17 protein-coding genes and 1 tRNA gene are annotated in these 16,404 nt (G+C 69.9%); 3 read left to right on the top strand and 15 right to left on the bottom strand.

The features are described 5' to 3' along the window. Positions 1 to 115: 115 nt before the first annotated feature. From I596_RS10525 to rplM, 3 genes are all read right to left on the bottom strand, one after another. Positions 116 to 189, bottom strand: a tRNA-Gln gene (locus I596_RS10525). 86 nt (positions 190 to 275) lie between these two features. Next, positions 276 to 668 (bottom strand): 30S ribosomal protein S9, encoded by a 393-nt coding sequence (rpsI, locus tag I596_RS10530; RefSeq protein WP_067647460.1) that lies wholly within the window; start codon positions 666 to 668, stop codon positions 276 to 278. Between the two features lie 58 nt (positions 669 to 726). Further along, positions 727 to 1,155 (bottom strand): 50S ribosomal protein L13, encoded by a 429-nt coding sequence (rplM, locus tag I596_RS10535; protein ID WP_067647463.1) that lies wholly within the window; start codon positions 1,153 to 1,155, stop codon positions 727 to 729. A gap of 243 nt (positions 1,156 to 1,398) precedes the next feature. Here rplM and coq7 point away from each other — a divergent pair, with 243 nt between their 5' ends. Continuing rightward, the gene (coq7, locus tag I596_RS10540) at positions 1,399 to 2,040 is read left to right on the top strand and encodes a 2-polyprenyl-3-methyl-6-methoxy-1,4-benzoquinone monooxygenase (protein ID WP_067647466.1); all 642 of its coding nucleotides are present in this window, start codon (positions 1,399 to 1,401) and stop codon (positions 2,038 to 2,040) included. A gap of 149 nt (positions 2,041 to 2,189) precedes the next feature. Here coq7 and speD read toward each other — a convergent pair whose 3' ends face one another. After that, positions 2,190 to 2,975, bottom strand: coding sequence for an adenosylmethionine decarboxylase (gene speD, locus I596_RS10545; RefSeq protein WP_067651771.1), 786 nt, complete (start codon positions 2,973 to 2,975; stop codon positions 2,190 to 2,192). 460 nt (positions 2,976 to 3,435) lie between these two features. Between speD and crp the strand changes: the two genes are divergently transcribed. After that, positions 3,436 to 4,050, top strand: a complete 615-nt coding sequence (crp, locus tag I596_RS10550; RefSeq protein ID WP_083965779.1) for a cAMP-activated global transcriptional regulator CRP — start codon at positions 3,436 to 3,438, stop codon at positions 4,048 to 4,050. A gap of 10 nt (positions 4,051 to 4,060) precedes the next feature. Here the strand turns inward: crp and I596_RS10555 are convergent, their stop codons facing one another. The 6 genes from I596_RS10555 to ybaL form a co-directional block, all read right to left on the bottom strand. Continuing rightward, positions 4,061 to 4,564, bottom strand: coding sequence for a GNAT family N-acetyltransferase (locus I596_RS10555; protein ID WP_067647468.1), 504 nt, complete (start codon positions 4,562 to 4,564; stop codon positions 4,061 to 4,063). Then, entirely contained in the window at positions 4,561 to 5,355 is a 795-nt protein-coding gene (gene trpC / locus I596_RS10560; RefSeq protein ID WP_067647471.1) for an indole-3-glycerol phosphate synthase TrpC, read from the bottom strand. Before trpC ends, I596_RS10555 begins: the two co-directional genes overlap by 4 nt. Continuing rightward, positions 5,356 to 6,393: an anthranilate phosphoribosyltransferase gene (trpD, locus tag I596_RS10565; protein ID WP_067647474.1), complete on the bottom strand. Its 1,038-nt coding sequence runs from the start codon at positions 6,391 to 6,393 to the stop codon at positions 5,356 to 5,358. 162 nt (positions 6,394 to 6,555) lie between these two features. After that, positions 6,556 to 7,137, bottom strand: a complete 582-nt coding sequence (locus I596_RS10570; RefSeq protein WP_223303813.1) for an anthranilate synthase component II — start codon at positions 7,135 to 7,137, stop codon at positions 6,556 to 6,558. Between the two features lie 164 nt (positions 7,138 to 7,301). Beyond that, positions 7,302 to 7,454, bottom strand: coding sequence for a hypothetical protein (locus tag I596_RS18770; protein ID WP_190278896.1), 153 nt, complete (start codon positions 7,452 to 7,454; stop codon positions 7,302 to 7,304). 178 nt (positions 7,455 to 7,632) lie between these two features. Beyond that, positions 7,633 to 9,414, bottom strand: a complete 1,782-nt coding sequence (gene ybaL, locus I596_RS10575; protein ID WP_067647477.1) for a YbaL family putative K(+) efflux transporter — start codon at positions 9,412 to 9,414, stop codon at positions 7,633 to 7,635. A gap of 329 nt (positions 9,415 to 9,743) precedes the next feature. Between ybaL and I596_RS10580 the strand changes: the two genes are divergently transcribed. Continuing rightward, entirely contained in the window at positions 9,744 to 10,202 is a 459-nt protein-coding gene (locus tag I596_RS10580; RefSeq protein ID WP_067647480.1) for a hypothetical protein, read from the top strand. 36 nt (positions 10,203 to 10,238) lie between these two features. On the opposite strand, the gene I596_RS10585 is transcribed toward I596_RS10580, so the two are convergent. From I596_RS10585 to I596_RS10605, 5 genes are all read right to left on the bottom strand, one after another. Continuing rightward, positions 10,239 to 11,561 carry a DEAD/DEAH box helicase gene (locus I596_RS10585; RefSeq protein ID WP_067647483.1) on the bottom strand — a complete coding sequence of 441 codons (1,323 nt, stop codon included), beginning with the start codon at positions 11,559 to 11,561 and terminating at the stop codon, positions 10,239 to 10,241. Between the two features lie 260 nt (positions 11,562 to 11,821). Continuing rightward, the gene (locus I596_RS10590) at positions 11,822 to 14,122 is read right to left on the bottom strand and encodes a xanthine dehydrogenase family protein molybdopterin-binding subunit (RefSeq protein WP_067647487.1); all 2,301 of its coding nucleotides are present in this window, start codon (positions 14,120 to 14,122) and stop codon (positions 11,822 to 11,824) included. Next, entirely contained in the window at positions 14,115 to 14,585 is a 471-nt protein-coding gene (locus I596_RS10595) for a (2Fe-2S)-binding protein (RefSeq protein WP_067647490.1), read from the bottom strand. Before I596_RS10595 ends, I596_RS10590 begins: the two co-directional genes overlap by 8 nt. A gap of 35 nt (positions 14,586 to 14,620) precedes the next feature. Then, positions 14,621 to 15,913, bottom strand: coding sequence for a cytochrome c (locus tag I596_RS10600; RefSeq protein WP_150132110.1), 1,293 nt, complete (start codon positions 15,911 to 15,913; stop codon positions 14,621 to 14,623). A gap of 145 nt (positions 15,914 to 16,058) precedes the next feature. Beyond that, the gene (locus tag I596_RS10605; RefSeq protein WP_067647497.1) at positions 16,059 to 16,400 is read right to left on the bottom strand and encodes a PilZ domain-containing protein; all 342 of its coding nucleotides are present in this window, start codon (positions 16,398 to 16,400) and stop codon (positions 16,059 to 16,061) included. Positions 16,401 to 16,404 lie beyond the last annotated feature (4 nt).

Below are 16,404 nucleotides of genomic sequence, written 5' to 3' on the forward strand. Positions count from 1 at the left end.
ACGCGCCGCGCCGGCCGCTCTACCGGGACACGCCGGCACGCATAAAAAAACCCCGCTGTTACGCGGGGTTATGAGCGTTCGCAGGTCTCTTGCGAGATACCGTGCGACGACGAAGTGGCTGGGAGACTAGGATTCGAACCTAGATAAACGGAGTCAGAGTCCGTTGTCCTACCATTAGACGATCTCCCAAAATCGGCTGGCCACGAGGGAGGATCGCTCCCTCGGCTGACGGCCTTCGGCGCATCCCCGGATGATACCGGAGGATGCGTCCGGGATTAACGCTTGGAGTACTGGGTCGCGCGGCGGGCCTTGTGCAGGCCGACCTTCTTGCGCTCGACTTCGCGGGCGTCACGGGTCATGAACCCGGCCTTGCGCAGCGGCGACTTCAGCGTCTCGTCGTACTCGACCAGCGCGCGGGCGATGCCCAGGCGGATCGCACCGGCCTGGCCGGTCGTGCCGCCGCCGGCCACGGTGACGAGCACGTCGAACTTGTCGCCGGCCTGCACCAGCTCGAGCGGCTGGCGCACGATCATGCGCGCGGTCTCGCGGCCGAAGAACTGGTCGAGCGTCTTGCCGTTGACGACGATGCTGCCCGAGCCCTTGCGCAGGAACACGCGGGCGGCGGAGGACTTGCGACGGCCGGTGCCGTAATTCTGAGTGATTGCCATGGTCTGCTCTTTTGAAAAGCCCGCGCGGGGTGCGCGGACTCTTGCTGAGGAATGCGCGTTAGAGTTCCAGCGCCTGCGGCTGCTGGGCGGTATGCGGATGCTCGGCGCCGGCGTAGACCTTGAGCTTGCGGAACATCGCGCGGCCCAGCGGGTTCTTCGGCAGCATGCCCTTGACGCCGATCTCGATCACGCGCTCCGGATGACGGGCCAGCATGTCCTTGAGCGAGGTGGTCTTGAGGTTGCCGATGTAGCCGGTGAACCGGTGGTAGTTCTTGTCGTTGAGCTTGTTGCCGGTGACGGCAATCTTCTCGGCGTTGATGACGACCAGGTAGTCGCCCGTGTCGACGTGCGGCGTGTAGATCGGCTTGTGCTTGCCGCGCAGACGAACGGCCAATTCGGAGCAGAGGCGGCCGAGCGTCTTGTTCGTCGCGTCGACCACATACCAGTCGCGCTGCACGGTTTCGGGCTTGGCGCTGATCGTTTTCATCGGGAACACCTTGATCGCCCGAACGCGGGCTGGTCAGAAATAAAGACGCGGGAGTATAGGGGTAAAAGCCATGCTGCGCAAGATAATCGTGCGCTGGCAGCCGCCCCGTCCCGGCGGGGGCGGCATTCTCGCACAACTCGCACAAAAGGCACAGCACGTGAGAAACGCCGGCGGCCCGCTCCGCCGGCACGTCGGCCCGGCGGGGTTAAACTGGGCCATCCCCTTCTACATCCGGAGTCGCCCATGGGCGCCGACCTGTCCGTGACCGACCGCCTGCTGGTGGCGCTGGAACGAACGCTCTCGACGGTGTTCGAGCCGGAACCGGCGGCGGCACGCCCCTCGCCCGCCGCGGCCATCCCCGAAGCGGACCTGGAACCGCACGAACGCCGCCACGCGGCCGGCCTGATGCGCATCAACCATGTCGGGGAGGTCTGCGCGCAGGCCCTGTACGTCGGGCAGGCCGCGGTGGCCCGGACCGAAGCGCTGCGCCACCACCTGATGGAGGCCGCGTCCGAGGAAACCGACCACCTGGCCTGGTGCGGCGCGCGCCTGCGCGAGCTGGACAGCCGGCCGAGCCTGCTGAACCCGCTCTGGTACGGCGGTGCCTGGACGATCGGCGCGGCCGCCGGCCTGATCGGCGATCGCCTGAGCCTGGGCTTCGTGGTCGAGACCGAGCGCCAGGTGGAGGCGCACCTGGAAGCGCACCTGGACGCCCTGCCCGCCGCCGATGCGCGCAGCCGCGCCGTGGTCGACCAGATGAAGCGCGACGAAGCGCGCCACGCCGAACGCGCCGAAGCCGCCGGCGCGGCGCCGCTGCCGCCGCCGATTCCCCTGCTGATGCGCGCGGCCGCGCAGGTCATGCGCACGGTGGCCTACCGGCTGTAGCCGGCCGCGGCCGGCGGGCCGGGCACCCGCCGGGCCGCCGGGCCTGCCCGCCCCTGCCGGCCGGATGTCGTGCGGACAGGCCGGACGGTCGCCGGAAAACAAAAAGGCCCGCCGATGGGCGGGCCTTCGAAGCCGACGGGCCGGATGCGTCAGACCAGGTTGCGGCCGTGGAACAGTTCCTCGATCTCGCGCTTGAGCAGCGACTCGATGCGCTGGCGCTCCTTGAACGACAGGTCGTCGGCGGTAGCCTCGAACAGGTAGGTATCCAGGTCGAAGTCCTTGATGTGCATCTTCGTGTGGAAGATGTTCTCCTGGTAGACGTTCACGTCGAACATCTCGTACTTGTGGCGGATGTGCCGCGCCAGGTACTCCTGCACCGAGTTGATCTTGTGATCGATGAAGTGCTTGCGCCCCTTGACGTCGCGGGTGAAGCCACGCACCCGGTAGTCCATGATGACGAGGTCCGACTCGAAGCTGTCGATCAGGTAGTTCAGCGCCTTCAGCGGCGAGATCACGCCACACGTCGCCACGTCGATGTCGGCGCGGAAGGTCGCGATGCCGTTGTGCGGATGCGTTTCCGGATAGGTGTGGACGGTGATGTGGCTCTTGTCCAGGTGCGCCACCACCGCGTCGGAAATGACGTCCTTGCCGAGCTTCTCGACGATCGGGTGCTCGGAGATCAGGATCGTCACGCTGGCGCCCTGGGGATCGTAGTCCTGGCGGGCGACGTTCAAGATGTTCGCGCCGATGATGTCGGCGACGTTGGTGAGGATCTTGGTCAGACGATCGGCGTCGTAGGCCTCATCGATGTACTCGATGTAGCGCTGGCGCTGGTCTTCGGACACCGCGTAGCAGATGTCGTAGATGTTGAAGCTGAGCGCCTTGGTCAGGTTGTTGAAACCCTGCAGCCGCAGCCTGGGAATGGGCTTGACCACTACCATCACCTCGTCATGGGCGCGGCTGCCGGCCGGCGGCACGCGCGGGAACAGAACCTTTCGGGCAGCGGCACAACGTCGCTGCCCCTCCTCGATCCGACCGCAGGCCGCCCGGCGCGGACGCCTGTCGGCCCTCGTCTTCCCCGCGCGGCGTCGACCGTCGGATCGCGTCGGCAAGGGCGGCGGATTATGTCCCAATCGGTTCGAAGGCGAAACTACGACAACATGAATTATGAGCGACGGCTGCCACAATGGGTTTCCTCCATGTAAGATGAGCTCGCACGGTGCTGTGGCGTAACTCGCAGACGCGTGGGGAACCATGCGTCACGTCGCAGTGATGCAGCCGGATGCCATGTGCAGGGGAGAACAACACGTGAACGCCGCCGACTTCAAATACAACCTCCAGCGCAACGTCTCCAGGGTCCAGGCCCCGCCGTTCCTCACCCCCGATCGCGCGGCGATGGAGCGCTTCCTCAGCGCCTGCCATCGTCGGCGCTATCCGAGCAAGACCGTCATCGTACGGCCCGGCGACACCGCAAACATCCTGTACTACATCATCGAAGGCTCGCTGACGATTTCGTCCGAGGACGAGGAAGGCCGCGAGCTGATCCTGGCCTACCTCAACCGCGGCGAGTTCATCGGCGAAATGGGCCTGTTCGTCGAGACGCCCCGCCGCGAGGTCCTGGTCCGGACGCGCACGCCCTGCGAGTTCGCCGAGATCGGCTACGAGCGGATGTTCAGCCTGTTCGAGGGCCCGCTGCGCGAGGAATGCCCGAAGATCCTGTTCGCGATCGGCTCGCAGCTGACCAACCGCCTGCTGCACACCAATCGCAAGGTCAGCCGCCTGGCCTTCATGGACGTGACAGGGCGCGTCGCCAAGACCCTGATCGACCTCACCGACGAGCCGGACGCGATGACGCACCCGCAAGGCACGCAGATCCGTATCTCGCGCCAGGAGATCAGCCGGATCGTGGGCTGCTCGCGCGAGATGGTCGGCCGCGTCCTCAAGCAGCTCGAGGAACAGGGCATGATCTCCGTGTCCGGCAAGACGATCGTGGTGCTCGGCACACGCTGAGCACCCCCGCTCAGCGTGACGCGGGATCCTTCCAGATCATGTAGACGTCGGCCCGCCGGTAGTGCGAGCCGGGGCGCAGCTGCGGCTGCAGCATGAAGCCGACGCTCTCGTAGAGCCGCAGGGCCGGCTGCAGCCGGCTGCTCGACTCGAGAAACAGCTCGCGCCCACCGCGGCGGCGGAATGCGTCGAGCGCCGCCTCGATCAGCAAGCGGCCGATCCCCTGCCCGCGGCGATCTTCCTCCACGCTCATCTTGGACAGCTCGAAGGCCCCGTCGCCGGCGTGCAGCAGCGCGCAGGTGCCGACGATGGCGTCGCCCGCGGCCGCGAACAGGATCTCGCCGCCCGGGTCCAGCACCTTGCCCACCGGATCGTCCAGCAGCTCGCGGTCCAGCGGTTCGACCGTGAAGTGGCGCTCGAGCCATTGCAGGTTCAGGCGGCGGAACTCGGCCGCCCGGTCCGGCCGGAACGGCACGATCCGGACGTCCCCGGCGGCCTGGCCCGAGCCGGCGTTCATTCCAGCGAGAACAGGCGCGCCAGCTCGTCGCCGGGATCGACGGCGCGCATGAAGCTCTCGCCGACCAGGAACGCATCGATGCCGGCGTCGCGCAGCCGGGCGACGTCGTCCAGCGTGCGGATGCCGCTCTCGGCGACCAGCAGCCGGTCGTAGGGCACCAGGTCGCGCAGGTCCACCGAGGTGCTGAGCGAGACCTCGAACGTGCGCAGGTTGCGGTTGTTGATGCCGATCAGCGGTGCCGGAACGCCGAGCGCGCGCTCCAGTTCCTCGCCGTCGTGGACCTCCACCAGGACGTCGAGGTCGAGCTCGGCGGCCAGCAGGCTGAGCTCGAGCAGGCTCGCATCGTCGAGCGCCGCGGCGATCAGCAGGATGCAGTCGGCGCCGATCGCGCGCGCCTCGTACACCTGGTAGGCGTCGATCGTGAAGTCCTTGCGCAGGACCGGCAGCTCGCAGGCGGCGCGTGCCTGCTGCAGATAGGTCTCGCTGCCGTGAAAGAAATCGGCGTCGGTCAGCACCGACAGGCAGGTGGCGCCGCCCGCCGCATAGCTGCGCGCGATCGCCGCCGGGTCGAAATCGGGACGGATCACGCCCTGGCTGGGGCTGGCCTTCTTGACCTCGGCGATGACCGCCGGCCGGCCGGCCTCGATCGCCGATTCGATCGCGGTGGCGAAGCCGCGCGTATCGGGCAGGTCGCCGATCCGGGCCGACAGCTCGGCCAGCGGCACGCGGGTACTGCGCTCGGCGATCTCCTCGGCCTTGCGAGCGAGGATGCGCTGCAGGATGTCACTCATTCAACCTCCTTTCGCAATGCGTTGGGTCGTCGATACGAACGCGTCCAGGCGTGCCCGCGCCGCACCGCTCGCCAGTGCCTCGCGTGCGCGGATTATGCCTGCGCCGATCGAATCGACCACGTCGGCCGCGTAGAGCGCGGCGCCGGCATTCAAGGCAACGATGTCGCGAGCCGCGCCCGGCGTGTCGGCAAGCGCCTCGAGCACGCGCTCGCGCGACTCGACGGCGTCCGCCACGCGCAACTGGCGGCCCGAGGCCATCGCGAAGCCGAACTCCTCCGGATGGATCTCGTACTCGTGCACGACGCCGTCGCGCAGTTCGCCGACCTGGGTCGCGCCGCCGAGGGAAATCTCGTCCATGCCGTCCTTGCCCCAGACGACCAGGGCATGGCGCGCCCCCAGGCGCTCGAGCACGCGCACCTGGATGCCGACCAGGTCCGGGTGGAACACGCCCATCAGGATGTTCGGCGCGGACGCCGGATTGGTCAGCGGCCCGAGGATGTTGAAGAGGGTGCGCACGCCCATCTCGCGACGCACCCCGGCGACGGCCTTCATCGCCGGATGGTGGTTGGGCGCGAACATGAAGCCGATCCCGACCTGGGCGATGCACTCGGCCACCTGCGGCGGCGCGAGATCGATCACCGCGCCGAGCGCCTCGAGCACGTCGGCGCTGCCGGACTTCGACGAGACGCTGCGGTTGCCGTGCTTGGCCACGCGCGCGCCGGCCGCGGCCGCGACGAACATCGCCGCCGTCGAGATGTTGAAGCTGTGGCCGCCGTCGCCGCCGGTCCCGACGATGTCGACGAAGTTCGGCCCCGCCTCTATCGCGACCGGTGCCGCCAGCTCGCGCATGACGCGGGCGGCCGCGGCGATCTCGCCGACCGTTTCCTTCTTGACGCGCAGGCCGGTCAGGATCGCCGCGGTCATCGTCGCGGAGACCTCGCCACGCATGATCTGCCGCATCAGGTCGATCATCTCGTCGTGGAAGATCTCGCGGTGCTCGATCGCGCGCTGGAGGGCCTGCTGGGGAGTGATGGGCATCGACGATTCCGGGAAACGCACCTGGGGACAGGAGGGAAACCTACCATCTTGTCGCGACGACACAAGCCCGCTGCGCGGACCGATCGATATGGACGTCCGTTCCGGCGGCGTCGCAGCCCCTGCCCGGCGGCGCGAGGGTCGCCTCGCGCCGCCGCGAAACGATCAGGCGGTCAGGAAATTGCCCAGCAGCGCGTGGCCGTGCTGGGTCAGGATCGACTCCGGATGGAACTGGACCCCCTCGACGGCGAGCTGGCGATGGCGCAGACCCATGATCTCGTCGAGATTGCCGTCCGCATCCTCGGTCCACGCGGTGATTTCCAGGCAGTCGGGCAGCGAGGTCTTTTCCACCACCAGCGAATGGTAGCGCGTCGCCTCGAACGGATCGGGCAGGCCGCGGAACACGCCCTTGCCGGCGTGGCGGATCATCGAGGTCTTGCCGTGCATGATCTGGCGCGCCCGCACCACGGTGCCGCCGAAGGCCTGGCCGATCGACTGGTGGCCGAGGCAGACGCCGAAGATCGGCACGCGGCCGGACAGCACGCGCAGCACCTCGAGCGATACGCCCGCTTCGTTGGGCGTGCACGGACCGGGCGAGATGACGATCGCCGTCGGCTGCAGGGCCGCGATCGCCTCGACATCGAGCTCGTCGTTGCGCACCACCTTGACCGTCTGGCCGAGCTCGCCGAAATACTGCACGAGGTTGAAGGTGAAGCTGTCGTAGTTGTCGATCATCAGAAGCGACATCGATCTGGCCTGCTGGTCGTGTACGTTCGGCGCCGTGCCCGGGCGCACGTTATACACAGGCTGTCGCGCGTTGGCGATCGAAAGGAATGGACGGCCGTACGGCCATCGAGCGACGGACCGGCCCGACCGCACGCACGGCCTGCCCCGGGAACGGATGACAGGCCCTAGCCGTTGCCGCGCCCGGGCTTGCGCCGCGGGACGTTCTGCGGCTCGTCCGGCCGCCCCTCGCCGGGCGCTTTCGGCGGCGTGCGCCGGGGTGTCGGGTTCTCGCCCGGATAACCGGGTGCCGGGGTACGCCGCGGGTCGCGTGCGCTCATGGGCAGTGCCTCCGTCGGGTTTCGCGTGCGACATCCACGCGCTCGCATCGATCGTCCGGAGCGACGGCTGAATCGGGCGAGAATCGGCAATGGGCACCGACCGGGCGGCTGTCCCGGGTATCAGGCGACACCCGGCCGGCCCGAACGCGGCCCGCCGGCCGAGACGCGTATCGCCGGTTCAGGCCGCCTGCGGACTGGTCGGCGCGGCGTCAGGCGGCTCGTCGCTGTTGGCGGCACGCAGGCGCGGCGTCAGGCGAATCAGCGATTCCACCGAGTCGCACATGCTGCGCGCGATCTCGCTCTCGCCCATGATCGTCGCGTCGGCGCCGGCCTTGAGCAGGTAGGCGACCTCGTCGTCCGAATGCGCGCGCGCCAGGATCGCCAGCGTCGGGTTGACCTCGCGCGCCTGGCGGATGATCGGGCCGGCCTCCAGCGTCTGCGGGATGGCCACCAGCAGCACCAGCGCGGTCGAGAGATTCGCGTCGGCCAGTACCTGCGGGGCGACGGCATTGCCGAGGATGCACGGGATGCCGAGGCTGCGGGCGGCGATGCAGTCGTCGCGATCCGATTCGATCAGCACCAGCGGGATGTCGCGCGCGTGCAGCGCCTTGCCGACGCGCGAGCCGACCCGGCCGAAGCCGATCAGGATGATGTGGTTGCCCGCGGGGATCAGCGCGCGGTCCGGCAGGAAGTCGTCGTCGGTCGCCGGCGGCACGCCTTCGGCCGCCTCGGCTTCGGCGGCCTTGGTGCTCTTCTCGGCGTCGCGCCGGGCATTCCAGCGGTCCAGCGCGACGAACAGCATCGGGTTGACGATGATCGACAGCAGCGCGCTGGCCAGGATCAGGTTGCGGCCGTCCTCGCTGAGCAGGCCCAGGCTGACGCCCAGCGCGGCCAGGATGAACGAGAATTCGCCGATCTGCGCCAGCGCCGTGGCGATCGTCAGGCTGGTCTGCATCGGATGGCCGAACGCGCGCACGATGAACAGCGCGCCGACCGACTTGCCGACGGTGATGATCAGAAACGTCGCCAGCACCGCCACCGGCTGCTCGATCAGGATCTTCGGGTCGAACAGCATGCCGACCGAGACGAAGAACAGCACCGCGAAGGCGTCGCGCATCGGCAGCGAGTCGTTGGCCGCCTCGTGGCTGAGCTTGGATTCGTTGAGGACGACGCCGGCCAGGAACGCGCCGAGTGCGAAGGAGACGTCGAACAGCGCCGAGGACATGTAGGCGACGCCGAGCGAGATCGCCAGGATCGCCAGTGTGAACAGCTCGCGCGAGCCGATCGCGGCCGTCCGCTCCAGCGCCCAGGGAATCACGCGGCGGCCGACCGCGAACATCAGCACGATGAACAGCGTGACCTTGGCCATCGTCCAGCCGAGCGCGGCGAGGATGCTGGCGGTGTCGCCGGCGACGCCCTCCTCCATCTTGCCGCCCAGCAGGCCCGAGAGCGCCGGCAGCATCACCAGCACCAGCACCGTCACCAGGTCCTCGACGATCAGCCAGCCGATCGCGATGCGGCCGCGCATCGTCTCCAGCAGGCGCCGTTCCTCGAGCGCGCGCAGCAGCACCACCGTACTGGCCACCGACAGGCTGATGCCGAAGATCAGGCCGGCGCCCCAGGTCCAGCCGAGCGTCCAGGCCAGCAGCATGCCCAGGCCGGTCGCGATCGTGATCTGCACGACGGCGCCGGGAATCGCGATCTTGCGGACCGAGAGAAGATCGCCGAGCGAAAAGTGCAGGCCGACGCCGAACATCAGCAGGATGACGCCGATTTCCGACAGTTCGTGCGCCAGGCCGGCGTCGGCGACGAAGCCGGGCGTGAACGGGCCGACGCAGACACCGGCGACCAGATAGCCGAAGAGAGGTGACAGCCGCAGCCGCTGCGCGACCATGCCGAACGCGAACGCCAGGACGATGCCGGCGACGATCGTGGCGATCAGCGGCGTGTGGTGAGGCATAGGCTCTCCCTGATTGAGTCAAGACGCTCGGCGCGCGCGCCCGCCGTTCCGGCGACGCAGGGCGGGGCGACGGCAGGCGTCATCCGCGGCGATCGTCAGAGTATGCGGACGATCGATGAAAATCCAAGCGAAATCGCGCACACGAATGGCCGTCGCATTCGCCGGCCCCGCGTGTGCCGCCTGCAGCGCGCTAGAGCGGCGGCACCCTGCCGACCGTGCCGATAGAATGCGCCGACACGGACCGGTCAACCGACCGTGCCGGTTCCACGCCGGATCTCGGCATCCGGGCCGGCGAGGCGAGGCCCATGCCGATGTCGAGGAGACCTGCGATGCGCCGATGGCTGATGCTGAGCGTTCCCTTCCTGATCGGCGGCCTGGCCGGCTGCGGCCAGGAAGAACCCGCGCGCCTGGCGGGCGAACCCGCGGCACCGGCCGCGGAGGTAGCGGCAGCCGACTGGCTCGCTCCGGGCGAAACGCCGTCGCCGGCACGCTGGCTCGCCGACCGGATCGCCGGTGCCGATGTCGACGCGACGGCGGCGCTGCTCGCCGCTGCGGCCGAGCGCTACCGTGAAAGCCCGCGGATGATCGCCAACCGTGCCGTGCAGCTGCAGGCGATGCTGGCCGAACAGGGCGTCGGCGAGAACGCGATCGCGCTGATCGGATGGCTGGGCGGGCTGCCGGCGCAGGGACGCGTGAGCTTCTCGGCCGACTGCCAGCACTATTTCAATCTGCGCGTGCAGGGCCTGGACCGCGAGCAGGCGCTGGCGCGGCTGTCCGCGCCACCGTGATCGGTCCGCCGGCAGGGCCGGCGGACCGACGAGCCATCAGCGGCCGCCGCTGCCGCGACGCGAACCGTCGCTACGCTGGGCGCCGTGCTTCTTCGCGCCGGCATGGGCTTGCGGCTTGCCGCCCTGCCCACCGCCGCGCGAGCGCCGCGAGCGCTTCTTCGGCGCCTGCCGCTGGCCGGCCGGACGGCCGGCCGCCGGCGCATGACCGGTCAGGTCGAGCGCGCGGCTCGGGGCATACCCCTCGGCCTCTACGATCTCCAGCTCGTTCTTCAGCAGCCGGCGGATCGCGCGCAGCAGCTCGGACTCGTCCGGTGCCACCAGCGAGATCGCCTCGCCGGTCGCGCCGGCGCGACCGGTGCGGCCGATGCGGTGCACGTAGTCCTCGGCGACCATCGGCAGGTCGAAGTTGATCACCAGCGGCAGCTGCGGAATGTCCAGGCCGCGGGCGGCCACGTCGGTGGCGACCATGACGCGCGCCTTGCCGGACTTGAAGTCGCGCAGGGCCTTGAGGCGCTGCGCCTGGCTCTTGTTGCCGTGGATCGCGACCGACTCGATGCCGGCCTTCTCCAACTGCTCGGCCAGGCGGTTGCAGCCGTGCTTGGTGCGGCCGAACACCAGCACCTGCTCCTGCCAGCGCTTGGAGAGGATGTCGACCAGCAGGTCGCGCTTGCGCACCGCGTCCACCGGATGCACGCGATGGGCGACCGTGCTCGCCACGGTGTTGCGCGTGGAGACCTGTACCTCGCGCGGGTCGCGCAGGAACTCCATCGCGAGCTTCTTGATCGCGTCCTCGAACGTCGCCGAGAACAGCAGCGTCTGGCGGTTGGCCGGCAGCTTGCCGAGGATGCGCTTGATCGCGGCCAGGAAGCCCATGTCGAGCATGCGGTCGGCTTCGTCCAGCACCAGCACCTGGACCTGCGAAAGATCGACGCTGCGACGCTCCATGTGGTCGATCAGGCGGCCCGGCGTGGCGACCAGGATGTCCACGCCGCGGCGCAGCGCGTCGATCTGCGGCTGCATGCCGGCGCCGCCGTAGACGGTGGTGCTCGCCAGGCGCAGGTACTTGCCGTAGGCGCGCAGGCTGTCGTGCACCTGCACCGCCAGTTCGCGGGTGGGGGTCAGCACCAGCGCGCGCGGGCGGCGCGGGCCGCCGGCAGGCGGGGTCTGCGCGATCCGCTGCAGCAGCGGCAGCGCGAAGGCCGCGGTCTTGCCGGTACCGGTCTGGGCGCCGCCCATGAGGTCGTGCCCGGCCAGCGCCAGCGGGATCGCTTCGGACTGGATCGGGGTCGGTTGTGCGTAGCCCAGTTCGGCAAGCGCACGGTTGAGCTCGGGCGCGAGCCCAAGGCTTTCGAAAGACATAGTGATGCTCCGTCGTATAGACCCGGAGCGTTCCCATCAAACCGCGCTGCGAGTGTGTTCTTGTTGTCGGGCGAGCCAGGCTGGCCTGCCGGGTTTGCGCAGCGAAAGACGTGCGGAGTGGGGCCGTGTCAGGCGGATCGAGGACGACTCGCAGCCTGGAAAGGCGGGCGTACCGGGGGAAAACGGGCAGCCGGTGCAGCAAACGCCGCGCAGTCTACGCGCAAAGCCCGCGCTGCGCCAGTTGGCGCCGCGCCTTCCGTTCAGGCGCGATTGCCTGCCAGCGCCTCGCGTACCGCGTCCGGACGGATCGGCAGGTGGCGCACGCGCGCACCGACGGCCGCGAACACGGCATTGCCGATCGCCGGCCCGACCACGGTGGTGGCCGGCTCGCCGAGGCCGACCGCCGCCTCGGTGCTGGCGACGAACTCGATGTCCATCTCCGGCACGTCGCCGATGCGCAGCGGCGTGTAGGTGTCCAGGTTGGTGTCCTGCACCTGGCCGTCGACGAAGCGCGTACCTTCGTGCAGCGCCATGCTCGCTCCCCACAACGCGGCGCCTTCGGTCTGCGCCAGCGCGCCGTCGGGATGGACGATCGTGCCGGCGTCGACCACCAGCGTCAGCTTCTCCAGCGCGACGGCGCCGCTGGCCCGGTCCACGCGCACGCGGGCGACGCAGGCGATCCAGGTCGGCATGTCGCGCTCCTGGCCGAAGGTGGCGGCGATGCCCAGCCCCGTGCCTTTCGGCAGCGGGCCGCCCCAACCGGCCTTCTCGGCCGCGCGCCTGACCACGGCGGCCAGGCGCGCCGCACCGCCGACGGCATTGGGTGCACTGCCGGCATTGCGGCCCTTGCCGTCGAGCAGGCGCAGGCGGAACGCGACCGGGTCGACGCCGCGGGCGTGCGCCGCCTCGTCGATGAAGCACTCCGATGCCCAGTTGGTCCAGCCGGGCCCGACCGACCGCAGCCAACCGGGCCGGAATGCGCGATTGGCCAGGTCGTTGGACAGCGCGCGCACCCGCTGCGCGCCGACCGTGTACCAGCTGTCGGCACCGGCGATCGCGAACGGGTCGTAGGCGGCGCCGTTGCGGCCCTTCGGCATGAAGGCCGGCACCATCACCTGGGTCGGCCAGCCGGCCGAGGCGTCGTGCTGCATCGCCGTCACGGCGCCGTCCGGGTCGAAGGCCATCCGCACGCGCTGGATCGACGGCGAGCGGAACGAATCGAAGCGCGCGTCGTCGGCGCGCGTCAGCACCATCTTGACTGGACGCCCCAGCGCCTTGGCCGCCAGTGCCGCCGGCACCGCGTAGTCGCCGTTGAGGCGCCGGCCGAAGCCGCCGCCGAGCAGGTAGGTGCGCATGATGACGCGGTCCTCGCCGACACCCAGCGCCTTGGCCAGCGTCGGCAGGATCAGCGACTGCCACTGGTTGCCGGTATGGATCTCCCAGCGGCCGTCCTTCTCGAACGCGAGCGCATTGACCGGCTCGAGCTGGAAGTGCAGCACGCTGGCGGTCGTGTAGGTCCGCTCCAGCACGCTGTCGGCCGCCGCGAAGGCGGCGTCGACGCCCTCGTCGTCGAACACCGTCGCGCCGGCCGCCGGATCGGCGATCTGCTGCGCGCCGTGGTCGAGGATGTCCTGCTCGGAGACCTGCGCCGTGTCGTCGCTGTGCCATTCCACGCGTACGCGGTCGGCAGCGCGGCTGGCCGCGGCGAACGAGTCGGCGAACACCATGACCCAGCCGGGCACCGTTCCGGACGGGTCTTCCAGCGCCAGGCTGCTGCGGTAGCCGGGGACCGCCTTGGCCGCGCTGTCGTCGATCGATACCACCTTCGACCCGTTGCGTGTCGGCGGGATCTTCGGGCGCGCAAAGACCATGTCCGGGACCTTGGCGTCGATGCCGTAGATCGCCGTGCCGTCGGTCTTGGCGGGAACGTCGATCGCCTGCGTATCGACGCCGACCAGGCGCCGTTCCGCTGCCGGCTTGAGCGGCAGCGCCTTCAATTCGTCGGCGCTGTAGCTGCGCGCGAGGTTGCCGCGGCGGACGATCTCGGCGTAGCCGATCGAGCGGCCGCCGGCGCTGACCGTGCTGGCGCGCGCGCGGCACGCGGACGGCGCGACGCCGAGCAGCTTGGCGCCTTCCTCGATCAGCGCGATGCGTCCGGCCGCGCCGGCCTGGCTCAGCAGCGGGAAGCTCTGCCAGACCGACCAGCTGCCGCCGGTCGCCATCAGCCCCCACTTCGGGTCGGTGTCCACGTGCGCGATGCGCACGTCGGCCCAGTCGGCCTCCAGCTCGTCGGCCAGGATGCGCGCCAGCGCCGTACCGACGTGCTGGCCCATCTCGGCACGGATGATGTTGACGGTGACGATGCCGTCGGCGTCGATGCGGCACCACAGGCTCGGCTCGTAGGCACGGGCAGCGACGGCGGCGGCCGGATCGGCCAGCAGCGCGCCCGGCCGCGCGAACGCGAGCACGAAGCCGGCGCCGGCGGCACCGATCAGGAAGCCGCGCCGCGCCGGCGAGGCCGGTGCGGCAGCGGAAGGGTCCGGCCCGCGCAGGCTAGCCATCGTGGTGCTCCCCGATCTGCGCGGCGGCGAGCTTGATCGCCTTGCGGATGCGCACATAGGCCATGCAGCGGCACAGGTTGCCGCCCATGACGGCGTCGATGTCGCGATCGCTCGGGTCCGGAAAATCCTTGAGCAGCGTGGCCGCCTGCATGATCTGGCCCGACTGGCAGTAGCCGCATTGCGGCGCCTGGGTTTCTACCCAGGCCTTCTGCAGCGGATGCGCGCCCGCCGGATCGAGTCCCTCGATCGTGGTCACGCGCGCGCCGGCCACGGCCGCGACCGGCGTGATGCACGAGCGGATCGCCCGTCCGTCGACGTGGACGGTGCAGGCGCCGCACAGGCCGATGCCGCAGCCGAACTTGGTGCCGGTCAGGCCCAGCTCGTCGCGGATCACCCACAGCAGCGGGGTGTCCTCGCCGCTGGCGACCGTCACGTCGCGATCGTTGATGGTCAGGCGCGTCATCGATGGCAGCTCCCGTGGACAGTCGAAACGGCGATTCAGGTGCCGGTGTCGAGGCGGCGGACCTCGGCGACCTTGGCCTCCAGGTCCGGCCACGGCGCGCGGCCGGTGCGGGTCCGTCGCAGGTAGGCCGCCAGCGACGCGATCTCCGCATCGCCCAGGTGCGCGAACGGCGGCATCATCGCGCCCGGGATCCCGTCGTCCGTACCGACGCCGTGCAGCACGACGCGGATCAGGTTGGTCGGGTCGTCGCCGACCAGCGCGCTGTTGAGCGCCAGTTCCGGCCGCGCCAGCAACGGCGCCGGCGCGCGGTTGTAGTGGCAGGCCGCGCAGGCCGCCAGGTACAGGCCGGCACCGCGATCGGTCTCCTGGCGGGTGCCTTCGCCGGATGCCGCCAGCGCGCCGGCCAGCACGGTGCGTTCGTCCCCGCTGCGCGCGGCGGCGCGGCCGACATCGGCGAAGTAGACCGCCAGCGCGCGGATGTCGGCATCGGGCAGCTTCGACAGGCCGTGGACGACCTCGGCCATCGAGCCGACGGCACTGCCGTGTTCGGCCGTCGCGCCGCTGCGCAGGTAGGCGTAGAGCGCCTCCTCGGTCCACGCCAGCGGCGCGGGATTGGCATCGGTCAGTGCCGGCGCCTGCCAGCCGTCGATCAGCGCGCCGGCGTAGGCGGCGTCGCGTCGCTCGGCGCCGACGGCATTGCGCGGCGTGTGACAGGCGCCGCAATGACTCACGCCTTCGGCGAGATAGGCACCGCGGTTCCAGGCCTCGTCACGCGTCCGGTCCGGCGTGAACGGGCCCTGGCGCAGGAACAGCAGCTTCCAGCCGGCCTGCAGCGCCCGGACGTTCAGCGGGAACGGCACCGTGTTCGGCTTCGGCGCCGCCGCCGAAGGTTCGCGCGACATCAGGTACGCATACAGATCACCCAGGTCCTGGTCGGTGATCCGGGTGAAGTGGTCGAACGGGAACGCCGGGAACAAATGCGAGCCGTCACGCGCGACGCCGCTGCGCATCGCGCGCACGAAGGCGGCCTCGGACCAGCGGCCGATGCCGGTCTGCGGATCGGGCGTGATGTTGGTCGAATGGATCGTGCCGAAGGCGGTGCGCATCGCGTAGCCGCCGGCGTAGCGGACACCGCCCGGTACGGTGTGGCAGGTCGCGCAGTAGCCGGCGCCGGCGAGGACCTCGCCGCGGGCGATGCGATCGGCGGCGAACGCACCGGGCGCCGGGGGATCGATCGGCGCGATCGCCGGCCGCCACGCGATCGCGAACAGACCGGCGACGCCGAGGACCAGCAACCCGAGAACGGCCAGCAGCACACGTCTGAACACGATCGGCCTCCGCGTCATCCGTACTGGAGTCGGTTCGGCGGCGTCCCGGACGGACCGGTCGCCTCCGCGCCGCCACTATACGCCCGGCGCCGGCATTTGCGTGACGGGCAAGACCGGGCGAACCGGAACGGCTGCGGGCGACGCCCTACATCGTGTGGGTCGGCCGTTCCTGGGTCAGGATGCCGGCCAGGATCGTCTCGATCTTCGTGCGCACGGTCTCGCCGTCGCTCGAATCGCTGAACTGCACGCCGATGCCGGCGGCGCGATTGCCCTGGGCTCCCGGCGGCGTGATCCAGACGACCTTGCCGGCCACCGGCAGGCGGTCCGGATCGTCCATCAGCGAGAGCAGGATGAACACCTCGTCGCCGAGGCTGTAGCGCTTGGTGGTCGGCACGAACAGGCCGCCGCCCTTCACGAACGGCATGTACGCGTTGTACAGCGCGCCCTTGTCCTTGATCGCCAGCGACAGGATGCCCTGGCGCGGCATGCCG

It is taken from the genome of Dokdonella koreensis DS-123, assembly GCF_001632775.1.
Taxonomy (GTDB): Bacteria; Pseudomonadota; Gammaproteobacteria; order Xanthomonadales; family Rhodanobacteraceae; genus Dokdonella; species Dokdonella koreensis.

What these genes read in the sequence shown, in the direction of transcription:
- rpsI (WP_067647460.1), bottom strand. Translation starts at nt 668, where the DNA reads ATGGCAATCACTCAGAATTACGGCACCGGCCGTCGCAAGTCCTCCGCC.
- I596_RS10605 (WP_067647497.1), bottom strand. Translation starts at nt 16,400, where the DNA reads ATGCCGCGCCAGGGCATCCTGTCGCTGGCGATCAAGGACAAGGGCGCG.
- I596_RS10585 (WP_067647483.1), bottom strand. Translation starts at nt 11,561, where the DNA reads ATGTCTTTCGAAAGCCTTGGGCTCGCGCCCGAGCTCAACCGTGCGCTT.
- ybaL (WP_067647477.1), bottom strand. Translation starts at nt 9,414, where the DNA reads ATGCCTCACCACACGCCGCTGATCGCCACGATCGTCGCCGGCATCGTC.
- I596_RS10595 (WP_067647490.1), bottom strand. Translation starts at nt 14,585, where the DNA reads ATGACGCGCCTGACCATCAACGATCGCGACGTGACGGTCGCCAGCGGC.
- I596_RS10590 (WP_067647487.1), bottom strand. Translation starts at nt 14,122, where the DNA reads ATGGCTAGCCTGCGCGGGCCGGACCCTTCCGCTGCCGCACCGGCCTCG.
- I596_RS10580 (WP_067647480.1), top strand. Translation starts at nt 9,744, where the DNA reads ATGCGCCGATGGCTGATGCTGAGCGTTCCCTTCCTGATCGGCGGCCTG.
- I596_RS18770 (WP_190278896.1), bottom strand. Translation starts at nt 7,454, where the DNA reads ATGAGCGCACGCGACCCGCGGCGTACCCCGGCACCCGGTTATCCGGGC.
- trpD (WP_067647474.1), bottom strand. Translation starts at nt 6,393, where the DNA reads ATGCCCATCACTCCCCAGCAGGCCCTCCAGCGCGCGATCGAGCACCGC.
- I596_RS10555 (WP_067647468.1), bottom strand. Translation starts at nt 4,564, where the DNA reads ATGAACGCCGGCTCGGGCCAGGCCGCCGGGGACGTCCGGATCGTGCCG.
- coq7 (WP_067647466.1), top strand. Translation starts at nt 1,399, where the DNA reads ATGGGCGCCGACCTGTCCGTGACCGACCGCCTGCTGGTGGCGCTGGAA.
- I596_RS10570 (WP_223303813.1), bottom strand. Translation starts at nt 7,137, where the DNA reads ATGTCGCTTCTGATGATCGACAACTACGACAGCTTCACCTTCAACCTC.
- crp (WP_083965779.1), top strand. Translation starts at nt 3,436, where the DNA reads ATGGAGCGCTTCCTCAGCGCCTGCCATCGTCGGCGCTATCCGAGCAAG.
- rplM (WP_067647463.1), bottom strand. Translation starts at nt 1,155, where the DNA reads ATGAAAACGATCAGCGCCAAGCCCGAAACCGTGCAGCGCGACTGGTAT.
- trpC (WP_067647471.1), bottom strand. Translation starts at nt 5,355, where the DNA reads ATGAGTGACATCCTGCAGCGCATCCTCGCTCGCAAGGCCGAGGAGATC.